Origin of the sequence: Nostoc sp., assembly GCF_036917575.1 — a bacterium.
In the GTDB taxonomy this organism is placed as follows: Bacteria; Cyanobacteriota; Cyanobacteriia; order Cyanobacteriales; family Nostocaceae; genus Nostoc.
The window spans coordinates 35,280-51,240 of the sequence record NZ_JBALDC010000081.1 but is presented as its reverse complement, the minus strand read 5'-3'; the positions used below and the strand labels follow the sequence as shown (position 1 = coordinate 51,240).

15 protein-coding genes and 1 pseudogene are annotated in these 15,961 nt (G+C 41.0%); 10 read left to right on the top strand and 6 right to left on the bottom strand.

The genetic code is table 11. The features are described 5' to 3' along the window. Positions 1-212 precede the first annotated feature (212 nt). The 6 genes from V7K79_RS24410 (at position 213) to V7K79_RS24385 (ending at position 7,212) form a co-directional block, all read left to right on the top strand. The gene (locus V7K79_RS24410) at positions 213-416 is read left to right on the top strand and encodes a hypothetical protein (protein ID WP_335051246.1); all 204 of its coding nucleotides are present in this window, start codon (positions 213-215) and stop codon (positions 414-416) included. Beyond that, positions 362-1,246 (top strand): hypothetical protein, encoded by an 885-nt coding sequence (locus V7K79_RS24405; RefSeq protein ID WP_335051244.1) that lies wholly within the window; start codon positions 362-364, stop codon positions 1,244-1,246. The genes V7K79_RS24410 and V7K79_RS24405 overlap by 55 nt, the downstream gene beginning before the upstream one ends. After that, the gene (locus V7K79_RS24400) at positions 1,243-3,009 is read left to right on the top strand and encodes an ATP-binding protein (protein ID WP_335051242.1); all 1,767 of its coding nucleotides are present in this window, start codon (positions 1,243-1,245) and stop codon (positions 3,007-3,009) included. Before V7K79_RS24405 ends, V7K79_RS24400 begins: the two co-directional genes overlap by 4 nt. An 8-nt stretch (positions 3,010-3,017) precedes the next feature. Then, the gene (locus tag V7K79_RS24395; protein ID WP_335051240.1) at positions 3,018-4,199 is read left to right on the top strand and encodes an exonuclease SbcCD subunit D; all 1,182 of its coding nucleotides are present in this window, start codon (positions 3,018-3,020) and stop codon (positions 4,197-4,199) included. After that, complete coding sequence (locus V7K79_RS24390; protein WP_335051238.1) at positions 4,186-5,910, top strand: SMC family ATPase; 1,725 nt, start codon at positions 4,186-4,188, stop codon at positions 5,908-5,910. Before V7K79_RS24395 ends, V7K79_RS24390 begins: the two co-directional genes overlap by 14 nt. A 501-nt stretch (positions 5,911-6,411) precedes the next feature. Then, positions 6,412-7,212, top strand: a complete 801-nt coding sequence (locus tag V7K79_RS24385; RefSeq protein WP_335051236.1) for an SbcC/MukB-like Walker B domain-containing protein — start codon at positions 6,412-6,414, stop codon at positions 7,210-7,212. 99 nt (positions 7,213-7,311) lie between these two features. Here V7K79_RS24385 and V7K79_RS24380 read toward each other — a convergent pair whose 3' ends face one another. Beyond that, the gene (locus V7K79_RS24380) at positions 7,312-8,250 is read right to left on the bottom strand and encodes an alpha/beta fold hydrolase (RefSeq protein WP_335051234.1); all 939 of its coding nucleotides are present in this window, start codon (positions 8,248-8,250) and stop codon (positions 7,312-7,314) included. 127 nt (positions 8,251-8,377) lie between these two features. Between V7K79_RS24380 and V7K79_RS24375 the strand changes: the two genes are divergently transcribed. Next, positions 8,378-9,259, top strand: a complete 882-nt coding sequence (locus V7K79_RS24375) for a shikimate dehydrogenase (protein ID WP_335051232.1) — start codon at positions 8,378-8,380, stop codon at positions 9,257-9,259. Positions 9,260-9,372: 113 nt separating this feature from the next. On the opposite strand, the gene V7K79_RS24370 is transcribed toward V7K79_RS24375, so the two are convergent. Both V7K79_RS24370 and V7K79_RS24365 read right to left on the bottom strand, forming a co-directional pair. Beyond that, positions 9,373-10,755 carry an aminopeptidase P family protein gene (locus tag V7K79_RS24370; protein ID WP_335051230.1) on the bottom strand — a complete coding sequence of 461 codons (1,383 nt, stop codon included), beginning with the start codon at positions 10,753-10,755 and terminating at the stop codon, positions 9,373-9,375. Between the two features lie 29 nt (positions 10,756-10,784). Further along, complete coding sequence (locus V7K79_RS24365) at positions 10,785-11,045, bottom strand: hypothetical protein (RefSeq protein ID WP_335051228.1); 261 nt, start codon at positions 11,043-11,045, stop codon at positions 10,785-10,787. A 177-nt stretch (positions 11,046-11,222) separates the two neighbouring features. On the opposite strand from V7K79_RS24365, the gene V7K79_RS24360 reads away from it, so the two are divergent. Continuing rightward, the gene (locus V7K79_RS24360; protein WP_335051227.1) at positions 11,223-12,029 is read left to right on the top strand and encodes a PhzF family phenazine biosynthesis protein; all 807 of its coding nucleotides are present in this window, start codon (positions 11,223-11,225) and stop codon (positions 12,027-12,029) included. A 2-nt stretch (positions 12,030-12,031) separates the two neighbouring features. Here V7K79_RS24360 and V7K79_RS24355 read toward each other — a convergent pair. Beyond that, a pseudogene (locus V7K79_RS24355) lies at positions 12,032-12,496 on the bottom strand (DUF29 domain-containing protein). 154 nt (positions 12,497-12,650) lie between these two features. Further along, positions 12,651-12,857 (bottom strand): hypothetical protein, encoded by a 207-nt coding sequence (locus tag V7K79_RS24350; protein ID WP_335051225.1) that lies wholly within the window; start codon positions 12,855-12,857, stop codon positions 12,651-12,653. A gap of 159 nt (positions 12,858-13,016) precedes the next feature. Between V7K79_RS24350 and V7K79_RS24345 the strand changes: the two genes are divergently transcribed. After that, the gene (locus tag V7K79_RS24345; protein ID WP_335051223.1) at positions 13,017-13,463 is read left to right on the top strand and encodes a DUF4332 domain-containing protein; all 447 of its coding nucleotides are present in this window, start codon (positions 13,017-13,019) and stop codon (positions 13,461-13,463) included. Positions 13,464-13,548: 85 nt separating this feature from the next. Here the strand turns inward: V7K79_RS24345 and V7K79_RS24340 are convergent, their stop codons facing one another. Continuing rightward, a complete protein-coding gene (locus V7K79_RS24340; RefSeq protein ID WP_335051221.1) occupies positions 13,549-14,163 on the bottom strand; it encodes a TetR/AcrR family transcriptional regulator in 615 nt (204 codons plus the stop codon). Positions 14,164-14,314: 151 nt separating this feature from the next. On the opposite strand from V7K79_RS24340, the gene V7K79_RS24335 reads away from it, so the two are divergent. Beyond that, complete coding sequence (locus V7K79_RS24335) at positions 14,315-15,955, top strand: M16 family metallopeptidase (protein WP_335051220.1); 1,641 nt, start codon at positions 14,315-14,317, stop codon at positions 15,953-15,955. Positions 15,956-15,961 lie beyond the last annotated feature (6 nt).

The window sequence follows — 15,961 nt, the reverse complement described above, 5'->3', positions numbered from 1 at the left end:
CTTGACAAGGCAAATTTTAGCTGGTACTGCATGAGCCGCTAAAATTCCTTTGCTCTTTAGCGATCGCCCCTTCTGTAATGCGGTAGGTTCGTTCCTATTTGGATGGCCATCAACCAAAGTTGCCAAGACTTAATAATCCATAAAGTTGACAATTATTCGTAGATTGCGAGTAACATTGAAAACATGAAATTTACTACGCAAAATACAAGGTAATGTCTGAGGAGAACTATGTAAGTAGCTTCTGGCGATCGCATAATTTTCGCTTGGAGCCTTGGGGGAATGACTACGAGCCGCCAATTCAAATCAGCGAAGAGCTTTCACTGTCTGAAAGTGATGTTAACCCGACAGTAGAAACTGAGAATTGGGACTGTTTTCAGTCTCTCCAGCCGCGATCGCTTCGCTACCTAATCGCCTGATTTTTATCGACGGGCGTCGTCGCTTAGATGCTGCACTTGTAGGTGGGAATGGCAACACAATAACATACGGTGTTTTTGGGACAATTGCTGTGGGTGCTGTGGTAGTAGATAGAACTATCCCCAAAGCGAGTTGTATTGAAATTGATGTTCGTCGAGTTTTGGGTTTTGGCGGAGAGCAAGATGCAGTATCAACACCCATCCCTTGTCCTTTAGGAAGCAAAGCAGAATTACTCTACACAGCAATTAAAAGCAACCAACCAAATACTCCTGAAGCACGGGGTGCAATTGTTCAAAATGCCATGCTAGCAGCAGAGGAACAGCTAGTAGTAAAACTAAATGTAAAAGATGGGAATACTTTGGTAATTCGAGATGGAGCATTGCGATATGAATCGCCAACATCTACGTTGGGCTACATCAAGACAATGCACAAACAATACCTATCTGAAAATTATGCTGTTTTCTTGTGGAAATTGTTACCAGGACAGCGCACACCTATTTTCCATATTAAAGATAGATCCCAATACTCTTGGTATTTGAAATCTGGTGATTTTCAATATTCTCCACAACAACTTGGCTACCACGATTTACATGGCATCGTGCGGCTGGAGTTATCTAGCAAAATTGACATAGAAACAGCTAAAGAAATAGCTAATCAAACTTGCTATTTAATTCCCTATTATGCTTCCCATCCATCACGAGATCCCCGCGCACCACAAAACCTTGCACCTGTTAGCGCTTTGGAACAGGAATTAGGAAGAAGAATGGGTGATGCAATACTAATTAAGCGGCGGCTGCAATGCTTCCTGGCATCTTTTGGAGGTAATGAATGATATCTTCTGAAGCAATCGGTTTTGTACTAGGTACTAAAGAAGCTACTCCTTTAGAATTTTGGATAGCAGTGGATGCTAAAAAAGTTTTACGGCTAGATGATGTTGTAGAGGTGCAAACTCAACGTCCAGATGGTGGCGGAATTGTATGTTTTTACGGTGTGGTGGATTATGTCCGCACTCAATACGAAGGAGCGCAATTTGAGACTGATACTTTTTTAGTTGCTAAAGAAGGTATTTTACCAATCAATATTTCTTATACTGCTCACGTTCAAGTCACAAGAATTGAGCCAGAAGAGTATTTACCCCCACAACCAGGCGATCCAGTTAACCTCGCTCTAGGTAAACAGTTGGCATCGGCTTTGTATTTTGACAGCATGGATACCCCAATTCCGGCTGGTATTATGAATAACGGCAATGCAGCATATTTTAACTACTCATTTATTAATGGTGAAAAAGGTGCTCATGTAAATATCTCCGGCATTTCGGGAGTTGCTACTAAAACATCCTATGCTTTGTTTTTGCTATATTCTATTTTCAATTCTCCGGTTTTAGGTTCTTATAAAGCTAATACTAAAGCACTAATTTTCAATGTTAAGGGTGAGGATTTATTCTTTTTAGACAAACTAAATCAAAGTTATGGCAATTCTGAAAAGCAAAAGGATAAAAATAAATATGAACTGATGAAATTGCCAGTACAACCTTTTAAAAGTACAAGTTTTCGGGCTGCACCAAAAAGAGATTCCCGGACTATTGATTCTGATTTAGAACAGCGTTCTGAAGGGATATCAGTTTATTTGTGGAGTATTCGGGAATTGTGCCGCGATCGCCTGTTTCGCTTTTTATTCACTGGTGAGGATTTAGACCGGGGCAATTTATCCTACTTAGTAACGACAGTAGAAGAAAGCTTAGCACGGCTAGCAGAAGAAAATGACCAGAGCGATCGTCAGAGTCGGCGCAAAACGCAAGCTTATTTACAAGTAGAAGCGTTTGGGGAAGAAGGCAAAACACAAATTAAAACCTTTAGAGATTTAATTGACTTTTTAGAAGACAAACTTCTCAATGATGAAGATAGAGAAGAAAACAGGCGTTGGTTAGGGCGAAATGTTCCAGCTACGGCTGAAGCAATGATTCGGCGTTTGTATGGTATCAGTAGTGAAGTTAACCATTTAATTCGCGGGGATTTATCACCAGATGAAGTTGCTAAATACCAACTCAACCCCCTAGCTTCAGATGCTCAACTAACTGTAACTGATATCCACAAACTCAGTGCCCGCGCTCAAAAATTTGTTGTGGGTGTTTTACTACAAAAACTATTTTTTCAAAAAGAAAAACAGGGAAGAGAACCAGTTGTTTTTATCGTTCTGGATGAGTTGAACAAGTATGCACCCCGTGATGGACGTAGCCCGATTAAAGATTTACTAGTAGACATTGCAGAACGGGGGCGATCGCTAGGAATTATCTTAATTGGCGCACAGCAAACGGCCTCAGAAGTTGAACGGCGCGTTGTTGGACAAGCGGCTATCCGTGTTGTGGGTAGGTTAGATTCAGCCGAAGCAGAACGTCCAGAATATAACTTTCTTACAGGTTCTTGTCGCAAGCGAGCTTTATTTCTTAAATCTGGGACGATGTTTGTACATCAGCCAGAAGTCCCCGCACCAATTTTAGTTAACTTCCCTTTCCCCGCTTACGCCACTCGCAAAGAAGAAGTATTTTTGAGCCAAGCAGAAATTACCAGCATCGAAGCTGATATTGACCGTTTTTAGGAGGAATTGTGCGTTTAATTCATACATCTGACTGGCATTTGGGGCGTCACCTCAAAGGCAAGGATCGTACCCCAGAAATTGAATTTACTCTGAATGAACTTTTACGACAAGCTAAAGAATTAGAAGTTGATGCGGTGTTAATCGCAGGCGATATCTTTGAAACTCCAAATCCACCATCTGATGCTGAACGAGTCGCGTATCAGTTTTTTGAGGGGCTGCGAAATGCCAAAATTCCGGCGCTCGCTATTGCCGGAAATCATGATTCTGCTTCCCGCTTTGATGGAATAGCTAATCTTTTATCTTTAGCTGGCGTGCAGATTTTAGGAAAACCTCGTCGCGTCAATCAAGGCGGTTTGATTACCCTAGAAACGCCCAACGGCAAACTACGTGTAGCTGCGATGCCTTTTGCTTCCGAACGGCGGCTGTTGACAGTCGAAAATCTTTGGACAATGGATGAGTTGCAGCAAATACAGCATTACAGAGACAGAGTAGATTACTTGCTCAAAAATTTAGCCAGTGGCTTCCAAGATGACAGCATTAACATCCTCATGGCTCACCTTACTATCGATGGTGCTAGATTAGCTAACTCCGAAGCCCGTCATCATACCAAAGAAACCTACGCCTTGGCTGGACAAAGCCTACCGCCTGAAGCTCAGTATATTGCTCTCGGACATATTCATAAACCTCAACAAATTTTAGTTGCGGCTCCCACTTATTATTCTGGTTCTTTGATTCAAGTGGATTTTGGCGAAGCCGAGGAAGAAAAAGGATTTTATCTGATCGATGTTGAGCTTGGTTCTCCCGCCAAAAAACCACAGTTTATATCTATCCCCTGTCAAAAACCTTTGAAGATAGTCGAATGTGAATTGAGTGATTACGAGGAAAAACTAGAACCACAACGCCATCACCCAGGTTATCTAAAGGTAATTATCAACTTGCAAACACCTCAAATGGGGTTAGCTGACAAAATTCGGAAAATTTGTGGCGATAAAGTGCTGCAAATTGAGCCACGTTATCCAGAAATAGAATCAAAGCGGGAAAAATCTGTAAAGCAAGAAGAGTTTGACCCGGTAGAAGAATTTAAGCGCTACTTCCAAGAGGAATTAAACACTACACCTGCTCCCGCCGTTGTAGCGAAGTTCGAGGAACTATACAAGGAAATCAAGGAAACCCAAGATGCGACCACTTGAGCTAACTTTAGAAGGTTTTACCAGTTTTAGGAATCAGGCAAATATCCTTTTTGAGAAAATGGACTTATTTGCTATTACTGGCCCAACCGGCGCGGGGAAATCGTCTTTGCTGGATGCGATGACTTTGGCACTCTATGGAAAAGTAGCAAGAAAAACTCAACCCAAAGAATTATTGAGTCAGGGTGGCTTAAAATTACAGATATCATTACGTTTTTTGGTAGATCAAACTGAGTATCTAGTCTTTCGCTCATGGTCATATCGTACTAAAACAGCCCAGCTTACTTTTAAGTTAGAAAAGCGAATAAATGGTGAATTTCAACCTTTTGGAGAACAAAGAGAAGCAGAGATTAACGCCGTTATCGAGAAAGCTTTAGGAATGAATTTTGAGACTTTTACAAAAGTTATCCTTCTACCTCAAGGACAATTTGATGAGTTCCTCAAAGGTAAAAGTGCTGATCGGCGGAAGATTTTAAACAATCTGGTTGGATACGAAAAGATTTTTGCAGATATGTGTTCTCAAGCTGGGACGCAAGCTAACCGTATTGAAGGTGAATGTAACGCGATTCAAGAACAGCTAAAAAATTTAGATTTATCATTAAATATAGAACTGAATTCTCAACGACGCGCTCGCTCTGATTTTCTAGTACAAGAATTACCCAAATTACATAAAACAGTTACCAAAGAACAGATAGCTTTAGCCGCCGAAAAAGAATTATTGCAACGTCTGAGAGATTTAGCAAATTGGCAACAGCAACTTGATGAATTAAATAAAGAAGCTGCAAAAATAAGTGAATTAAAACAGCAATTAGAACAAGCACGAGTTGGCGATCGTCTATCTGCCGCTTGGACATCAGTCAATTTGGCTCGTAATCGATATGACAAAACTCAAACTGATGTTCAAATTGCTGCCAAAGCTTTGATTGAGAAACAATCAGCCTTCAAAATTCAAGAAGAGAGCTTACAGAAAATACAAACATATCAAGCTGAGATTACACCGCAAATAAAACAGCGAGAAGAAGCTCTTAATACTGCCAAAATATATGAAGAACAGCATCGTAAAATTAATGATGAAGTAAAACGCTTAGAAAAAATATTAGCAGAAAAAAATAAGCTGGCAACTGAGGCTGATAAAGCTCTAAAGAAAGCTGAAGCTGAATTCAATCAAAAAAATCAGATATTGACGATAGCTAATAATGAATTATCTCAATATTCTCCTGGTGGCTCAAGACTAGAGCAACTTAATCAAGTAACACCACTACTAATTAAATGGGAAGAAATTCAAAAGCAAGTTGAAAGCGACCGCACTAATTTACAACAAATAGTTCAAGAATTATACACTGCTGAGTCTGATTATCAATCTACTATTTTAAATTTCCAAAAGTCTGAAGCAGAATGCTATCAATATCGTGTTGAATTAGATACTGCTAGACAACAAAATCATGCTGCAAGTTTACGAGAATTTCTGCATACTGGTGATGATTGTCTAGTTTGTGGTGGAATTTATCCAGAAACCCACTTATTACCACGACTAGAATCTTCAGATAATATCAAAGCACTAGAAAAACGCGATCGTGCTGCTGAACAAAACCGCCAAAAAACTACTGATACTAAAATTAAAGCTGAAACAACCATCGGTAATCTAAAAAAGCAAGAAATTCAATGTCGCAAAGTATTAGCAGAAAAAGAAGCTGGACTGGAGGCAGAGACATAACAAATTAGTGTCATATTAAAAACAGATAAATGGAAAATTAAAGTAATTGAACAGGAGCACCAAGCATTATATGAAAGTGACGCTAAGTATCAAAAATATTTAAGAAACCAAGAGAAAACAGGTACAGAAGTTCAAATAAGCGAACAAAATTTAAAGTCTGCAAAAAGTCAATTATTAGATAAACAAACCCAGCATCAAGATGCAGCAGATGAAGTAGAACGTCAAAAAACACAACTTCAGGAAATATCAGGCAAACTATCCAAACTTACTGGAGGTGAGTCTTATGATAATTTATTTCAAGAGCTAGAACAAGATAAACGAGAGTTAGATAATCGTCTTCATCATGAAACCCAAAACTATCAAACTGCTCGTGATCAATTTAGTCAAGCTCAACAATGTGATATAAAGGCAAGAGAAGACTTTGATTTTGCTTTTAATGAAAAAGAACATTTAGAAGCTGAATGGCAGAATAGTTTACTCTCTGCATACTTTACAGAGGAAATGTTTCAGCAATCTAAAATATCCCCAGAAATGCAAAATAAATGGCAGCAAAAGATTGATGATTACAATACCAATAAAATTCAGTTGCAAACTAATGTTAAGCGAGAAACTGACGCAATTGGTGAGAAAACTACAAATGCAGAAATAATTGCCCAGTATGAAAAACTTTTTGCTGATGCTGAAGAAAAATATAAACAAGCGCAAGATGAACAGAACAATTTAAAACTTTTGATTGCTAAATCTGAAGAACAGCGAGAGCAACTAGAGAAATTTAAAACACAACTTTCTAGCAAACAACAAGAGCTAGAAATATATCAAATTTTGTCTAAAGAGTTGAGATCGGATCGTTTTCAAGACTATATTCTCCAGCATTTTGAGCGCGAATTAGTAGAAGTTGCAACAGTATTCCTGTTGGAACTTACAGAACAGCGATATGCATTAAAATATGAAAATAAAGAATATAAAGTAGAAGATAACTGGAGTTGTGGTGAAACAAGACGAGTGCAAACCCTCTCTGGTGGCGAAACTTTTGCTACATCTTTATCACTGGCTCTGGCACTTTCAGAAAAGTTGTCTAGAGGAGCCAAGTTAGGGAGTTTATTTATAGACGAGGGATTTGGAACATTAGATGCTGAAACTCTAAAAAGTGTCTCAAATATCCTACTATCTTTAGGGAAACAAGACAGATTAGTTGGCGTAATCACTCATGTTCCCGCCTTGGGAGAGGAGTTAGGAACACAAATTAAGGTAGAGAAGTTTTTAGAAGGCTCCCGGATTGTTGTAACAGGAATTTTAGCTTAATAGTAATTTCCTTTTTGTTACAAGTATTATTGTGTAGAGAAACTGCGAGTAGAGACGCAATTTATCGCATCTCCACTCAACATTTTCTAATAATATTTATCACCGGGCAATAGACAAAACCCAATTGCGTAAAAGTTGATTTACTCCATCGGGTACTTCATCATGGGGACAATGACCTGCTGTTAAAAAATGCTCTGCGAGTTGAGGACAATTTTGACGAAACTTTTGAGAACGTTCTCTAGCATTCATCCACGGATCGGCTTCTCCCCATAACATCAACACAGAACAAGTTAATTGCTTTAGTAATATATCAACTTTTTCTCCTTGAGGACTGCTAAAAACTGAAACAAATACATCCAATGCACCCGGATCAAAAGCAGGACGATAAATTTCTTCTACCAATTGCTCTGTAACTGCACTTTTATCAAGGTATACTTTTTCTAAAGTTTGGCGAATTACCCAACGTTGTCGCACGTATTGAAATAACACAAACTGAGCTAAAGGTTGTTGAAAAATCCATTTAACTGAGTCACCCAGAAGTTTCTCTAAAGAAGAGGGTTTTTTGGGTGGCTGAATTTCGCTTTGCAAAGCTTCCGGTTCAGATGTTGGCTGGTTTTCGCTAAAAGGCCCGGCACTATTAAGCAAGACTAAACCAGCTGCACTGTCGGGACGTTGTGCCGCAACACACAAGCAAGCATAACCACCAAGAGAATTACCGGCTAATACTGCTTTTTCACCAATCACTTCGCTGATAAAATCATGAAGTTGGTCGCGCCACAAGTCGCCACTGTACTGCAATTTTGGTTTTGCCGATCGCCCGAATCCCAAAAGGTCGATCGCAAATACTTCAAAATCTTGACACAATCCTGTGATATTCTTGCGCCAGTGGTCTGTAGAAGCACCAAATCCATGTACCAAAAGCAAAGGCGGACGTTGCATTTGCTTCTCTCCCGCACGCACGTAGTAAACGTTGTGCCCGCGCCACTGCCAATATTTGCCAGGAATTGGAGTTGTAGAGGAGGCTGTAGTTGCCTGCATGATTTAAAGAAATGTTAAGGAGCTTTTAATAATTGTAGGCTAGCTAAGGAGCGGAAGCAGGGGAGCAGGGGAGCAGAGGAGACAAGGGGACAAGGTGACAAGGAGAATAATCCATGCCCAATGACAAATGACAAAATTAATTACAGGTAAAACTAAACTACTAGGAGTGATTGGACATCCGGTAGAGCATTCGCTGTCGCCAGTGATGCATAATGCTGCGATCGCACAATTAGGATTAGATTACATTTATCTGCCTTTTGGGATTGAACCACAAAATTTAGAAGTGGCGATCGCAGGTTTAGCTGCTGTTGGGGTTGTCGGCTTTAATGTGACAATACCTCATAAACAAGCCATCATCCCTTTACTCTCAGAAGTTACACCCCTAGCTCAAACTATTGGAGCAGTGAATACTGTTAGTCGCAAAAATAACCAATGGGTAGGTACAAATACAGATATTGAAGGATTTATCGCTCCTTTGCAGACAACATATAAACAAGATTGGAGCCAAAAAGTAGCGGTAATTTTAGGCAATGGTGGTGCAGCCAGAGCGGTTGTCGCAGGTTGTATTCAGCTAGGTTTTGCCCAAATTCATGTTGTTGGGCGCAATATGCAGAAATTAGAAGAATTCCGCAATAATTGGAGCAATTCACCTTTAGCTGATAAATTCCAGGTTCATCAATGGGAGGAATTAGCAAAGCTCATTCCCCAAGCAAATCTGCTGGTAAATACAACTCCGATTGGGATGTATCCCAAAGTTGATGAATCGCCTTTGAGTGTAGAAGAAATAGCGAATTTACCAATGGGTGCGATCGCTTACGATTTGATATATATTCCTAAACCAACGCAATTTCTAAAGCAGGCACAAAAACAAGGCGCAATTGCGATCGATGGATTAGAAATGCTAGTCCAACAAGGGGTAGCAGCATTAAAAATCTGGTTACAGCAGGAAACTTTGCCTGTAGAAGTGATGCGCCAAGCGTTACAAAATCACCTGGGTTTAAAGGAATGATAAAACTTGTTACCCCCCTTAATCCCCCCGATGCATTGGGGGGAAATCATATATCCAGTTCCCTCCCCAATACATACGGGGAGGGTTAGGGTAGGGTAAAATTTAGCCTCAACTCAACCATTGACTAAATTTTCTATAGTATCGGCATCGTTTGGCAATGCGGCTGTTAAAATTTCGCTGCCTTCTGTAGTAACTAAAACATCATCTTCAATGCGTATTCCACGTACATCGGCAAATTCCGATAAACGCTGCCAATTCACTACATTCTGATATTTGGAACGCACATTAGCATCATTTAAAATTGCTGGTACTTGATAAAAACCAGGCTCAATTGTGACTAACATTCCTGGACGCAGGGGACGATTTAAACGGAGGTAGCTTAAACCGAAGCGATCGCTCCTTTGGCGTCCTTCTTCATACCCAGCTAAATCGCCCAAATCTTCCATATCATGCACATCTAAACCCAGTAGATGGCCGATACCATGAGGAAAAAACAGTGCGTGGGCATCCATTTCTACTAAATCTTCGGGATTTCCTTGTAAAATTCCTAACTCTACTAAACCTTCAGCGATCGCTGTTGCTGCTAGCAGATGAATATCCCCATACTCTACACCAGGCTGGATTTTGGCAATACAAGCATCATGGGCTGCTAATACCACATTATAAATATCTCTTTGGGTAGATGAAAACTTACCCGAAACTGGCCACGTGCGAGTTACATCACCTGCCCAACCCATCTCAGTTTCAGCGCCAACATCGGCAAGTAGCAAGTCACCTGGTTGCAAACTATGGTGATACTGATCGTTATGCAAAACTTCACCGTGAACGGTGACAATACTGTTGTAAGAGGTGGTCATATTCTGGGCAATAATTACCCCTTCCATCGCGGCTCGAACTTCCGCTTCTAATTTGGCTTGGGGTGTTGCTGCCATCCCCGCTTTGTGAGCTTTGACAGTGACAGCCGCAGCTTTTCGCAACTCGGTTAATGCACCATCATCGTGGGTGAGGCGCAGAGAAACGATCGCCTTAGCTAACTCCAAGTCAATTCCTTGGGGAAGACTTTGTGGTAAAACCCATCTATTTAATAGCTGCGATTGCTGCGTCCAAGTAGCAGCATCTTGGACAGCAAGTGTAGCGGCATCTTCTAGCCAAGACTCTAATTCTGCCATTGGTCGAGTTACATCCGCCCCAATCTTCTCGGCTATTTCTTCGCGCGTTGGTGTTTCTCCATGCCAAAGGGCGCTGCTGGGTGAGGGATCGTCGATGAATAGTTCTAGCTTTCCTCCTTCTAGACGAATTGCTGCCTTTGGTAATGGCAGTCCGGCAAAATAGAGGAAATGACTGTTAGCACGAAACGGAAAGGTATTGGCGGGAAAGTTGCGCGAATTGTTGCTACCCGACCACAGAATTGCTGGAAAATCAATCAGCTTGGCTAGTTGTTGCCGTCGGTGGCGTAAAGTATCGCCGAGGGAAGTAGAAGTTTGTTGAATAAGCATAAATGTAAACTCAAAGAAAAGGATAAAAGTTAGTCGTTATCGTCTTTATCGTCATCTTTTTTATCATTTTTGCGATCGCCATCTTTATCGTTGTCATCTTTGTCCTTTTGCTTTGTTTGCTGAGGCTGCTGGGTAGGTTGTAAGACTGGTTTTTGTTGCTCAGTGGGAGCAACTGGTTGCGGTGCTTCAACAACACAACTAACTAATCCTCCAGAAATTAGCGCTAAGTTGACAGCAGCAAAGATGCTTCTGAAGATTTTTATCCTCACGTTTTCGGTTTGCTTTAACATTGACCCTAGTTTTTGGAGATTGTATTCCTAATTTATAAGGTACTGTATATAGCGGTTCTCATTTGGATTAAGACAGGGTAGAAGCTCATGGCTATGCGCCCGAATGATATCGTGTCCGTATAATTAAGTAAGTCGGCGTGAAAATTTGCCGTGGCGTTAACTTTCAAGGTGAATCTAATGGGACAAATCATTACTCAAGTTGATGCTTTTACCAATACACCTTTCGCAGGTAATCCAGCTGCTGTTTGTGTTTTGCTTACTCCCCAAGACGAGCGCTGGATGCAAAGCGTCGCGCAGGAGATGAATTTATCTGAAACAGCTTTTCTAGTTAAGCAAGATGATGGCTTTAATCTGCGTTGGTTTACGCCGACGGTGGAAGTGCCGCTTTGTGGTCATGCAACTTTAGCTAGTGCCCATGTACTTTGGTCAGAGGGACATTTATCACCTGATGAAGTTGCACGTTTTTATACCAAGAGTGGCGTGTTGATTGCAAAGTTGCAAGGTAAGTGGATTGAATTGGATTTTCCTGTGAATCACTTACAAGCAACAGTCGCTCCTCCAGAACTCAAGCAAGCTTTAGGTGTAACGTACAAGTCTGTCTTGCAAAATTCATTAGGTTATCTAGTTGAATTGGAATCTGAAGAATTGGTGCGGCAAATACAGCCTAATTTTCAACTACTCAAAACCTTATCGATTTCAGATGTGATTGTCACTAGCCCTACTAACTCTGATTCTGAATATGATTTTGTCTCTCGCTTCTTTGCACCGGGATTGGGTATTAATGAAGACCCAGTGACAGGAGCGGCTCATTGTTGTCTTGCTTCCTTCTGGCGCGATCGCTTGCACAAAAATGAGTTTTTGGCTTATCAAGCATCTAGTCGCGGTGGAGTAGTGAAAGTGTATTATGACGGGGGCGATCGCGTCTTTCTCGCCGGACAAGCGGTAACTGTGCTGCAAGGTGAGTTAATTACCGCATCAACTTAATATTACAAATCAAGAATATCCGGCAAAAACTCACTATCAAGAACTTGGGCAATAGAATAAGGACATTCTACAGGAAACGTATTTATTGGTAGTTCAGTTTCATTATTAGCAGCTTTCAATCCCCGATGATAGCATTGGGCTAAAACTTCTTCTGGATAAGACTTGAGGCTGGGACTTTCTTGGAGTAAATCTGCAATTTTGTAGCGCTACTCATCAATAGTATTTCGCCAAGAGCCACTTTGCAAACTAGACTGATATTGCCACTTGAGCAAATGCTGTAATAATACTTCTAAGCGGCTTTTCAACTCTCGTCGTTCTGACCGTCCCAAGCTTTCAATCTCTTCAATCACAGCATCCCATTCTACTTGTCCAAATTGTCCAGCACGAATGAGTTGTACAGTTTTTTCTGTCCATGCTGCAAAATCTGTTTCATACAACTGGGCTGTGCTTTTCGGAATCTGGGTCATGAGCTTCCTGCAATCTACCGTATATTACCTAAATTGGAGATACTTTACGCCCATTTTAACTTCAAGAAAGCGATCGCATCTTTTTAGCCATACAAGCCGTAACGCGCTTATCTTAAACTGTTATTCTGAGGTAGCAGGCAGGGAATTTAACTTTTCAGACATCCTTTAATAAAAAACTTGCAAGTAAGGTGAAATTGTCAGCCAAAACAATCGCATTGTCAGCCAAAACAATCGTATTGTCAGGCGAAACAATCGCATTGTCATGCAAAACAATCGTATTGTCATGTAAAACAATTGTATTGTCAGGCGAAACAATCGTATTGTCAGGCGAAACAATCGCATTGCAGAAGATTGAGTTCATTTCCCGCTCCCTATCCCCACCTTATGAGTACATTGAAGGTGGGGATTTCCGCGATGCGTTAAAATTGTACGTCAATACAAACACTAAACCGCAAAAGCGGACTTTTGCGAAGAAACAACTGTCACAATATTTAAACAAACCTATATTTGTATTTCAAAAATGTCTGCTAAACACAAAGATAGTAGAACTACTATCCAATCTCGTGATTGGCCAATTGAGCAATTACCTGGACTGAGCCATGAGGAACAATCTCAACTTCAAAATTGTGGGATTAATAGCACAGTGGCTTTAGTCAAACAAGGTAAAACTCTAGAGTCAAGACTAGCGTTAGCAAATAAACTACAGATTCATCTTCAATATGTAAATAAATGGATGGCTTTAGCTGACTTGGCACGTATTCCCAGCGTCGGGACACAATATTGTGGTTTATTGCTTCATGCAGGTATTGGTTCTGTAGTACAGTTAGCTCAAACTCCCACTCACAGATTGCACCAACAAATCATGCGCTTGCAGGTAGCAACAATGCAGCGACGAGATTTGTGTCCAGCACTTGAGCTAGTACAACAGTGGAGTCAGCAAGCAAAAATAGTGGGGACTGGGGGCTAGGGACTAGGGACTAGGGACTGGGAACTAAGGCGATGAGGAAGATAAGGGAGAAATATTGAACAAGCTTCTTCCCAATCCCCAATGCCTAATCTTTAGCTAAAACACCATTAAGAAAAATATCAGCAAGTCCTTCGGCCATTTCCTGCATTTGTTGGGGAGAAGCATCAGGTTCGATGAGGGTGTTGTTAGAAAAACCTGCGATCGCAAACATTCCTAAGAAAACTTTTGCAACTAGCTTCGCGTCCCCTTGACGATAAATGCCTTTATCCATCGCTGTTTGAAAGAATGCTTCACCCACATCAGTCATTTTAGTAATCACTTCTAATTGAATGCGATCGCGCAAATCTGGGTGAAATTGCACCTCCATAAAACAAACACGCATCAAATCGGCATTTTTTTGGAAATTCCACATCCGACGGCGCATCACCTGAGCAACAGCTTTATAGCTGCCCATTTCACTTAATTCTGTGAGCAAATCTGTAAGAATCTCTACCCAGCCACTCGTGGCTACTTCCACCAAAATTGCTTTTTTATTCGGAAAATGACGAAATAGAGTACCTTCAGCTATACCTGCTGCTTGTGCTAAGTCACGGGTGGTAGTACCGTCAAATCCCTGAGAGGCAAACAACCGTTGCGCTGCCTGTAAAATCCGGGTGCGCGTCTGAGTCTCTGAGGGCGGGGAAGAATTAAAAACTCGCATAACAGTTATGGTTAGATATCCGTAACAAAACTTGTAGCATTATTGTCTAATGTCGAGTGTAAAGAGCCACTGAAAGCTTAATACAAGATTAACGTTCTTTTGCTGAGTATCCTGTTATTTAGGTAATGTAACTTTATCTTAATTTTCGCTTATGAACCAGAGCAGTCGGTCAATTTTAAATTTTAGATTGGGGATTTTCGATTGGTTAGATCGAGTATTTGTAATATTACGACAGTTGTTTGTCACTTTGTTGGCTTTAATTATCTTTTTGTGGGGATTACTGCCAGAAGTCGCTCTAGCTCAAACTCAGACAGCACCTCCTCAAGAAGCTAAAACTCAAACTCCACCAGTTGAAAGTTCAATCCAACCTTATCTCGATCGAGTTATTAAGCAGTTAACAGAGTTTCGTCTTGACAATGGTTTGAAATTCATTGTCTTGGAACGACATCAAGCGCCCGTAGTTTCTTTTCTTACTTATGCGAATGTAGGTGGTGTGGATGAACCAGATGGCAAAACTGGTGTAGCTCACTTTCTAGAACATTTGGCGTTTAAAGGCACAACGCGCATTGGTACACAAGACTACAAAAAAGAAAAACCACTACTAGATACCTTAGAGCAGTTGAATGCTCAAATTAAAACAGCGAAAGCCAATGGCAGAAAAGCTGAGGTCATTAGGTTACAAACTGAGTTTGAGCAAGTGGAATTGCAAGCAGGCAAGCTAGTCAAGCAAAATGAATTAGGGCAAATTGTCGAACAAGCGGGAGGCGTGGGTTTAAATGCCAATACTTCAACCGAAGCTACTCGTTATTTTTACAGCTTTCCTGCCAATAAGCTAGAACTGTGGATGTCGTTGGAGTCGGAGCGATTTCTCGATCCCGTAATTCGTCGTGAGTTTTATAAAGAGAAAGATGTAATTTTAGAAGAACGACGAATGCGGGTAGAAAATTCACCCATTGGACAGATGGTGGAAAAGTTTATCGATACTGCTTACAAAGCCCATCCTTACAGGCGTCCGGTAATTGGTTATGACGAAGATATCCGCAATCTGACACCAGAAGATGTCCAAAAGTTTTTTGATACTCATTACGTACCAAGTAATTTAGCGATCGCTGTTGTCGGAGATGTTAATCCCGCTCAAGTGAAAAAATTGGCGCAAACTTATTTTGGCCGTTTTCAAGCTAAAACCAAAGCTGTTGAACAAATCCCGGTGGAACCGCCACAACAACAAACACAGGAAGTTACTTTACAGCTACCTTCTCAACCTTGGTATTTAGAAGGTTATCACCGTCCGGCGATTACCGATCCAGATAATGCTGTCTATGAAATCATTGGCAGTTTATTAAGCGATGGGCGCACGTCGCGGCTATATAAATCTTTGGTAGAAAAGCAACGTTTGGCACTAAATGCTCAAGGTTACAGTGGATTTCCTGGAGATAAATACCCAAACTTGATCTTTTTCTATGCTCTCACAGCTCCTGGTCATACAGTTGATGAGTTGGCGGTGGCTTTACGCCAAGAAATTGACAAATTAAAAACTGAGCCTGTAGCGGCGGCTGATTTACAACGGGTGAAAACCCAAGCACGGGCGGGTTTGTTACGTACTCTCGATTCCAATATGGGGATGGCTCAACAATTGTTGGAATATGAGGTAAAAACTGGCTCTTGGCGGAATTTGTTTAAGCAGTTGGATGATATTTCGGCGGTGACGACGGCTGATATTGTGCGAGTGGCAAAGGAGACGTTTACGCCGAAAAATCGCACGATTGGTAAGCTGTTGTCGAAAGAATCTTAAGAGAAA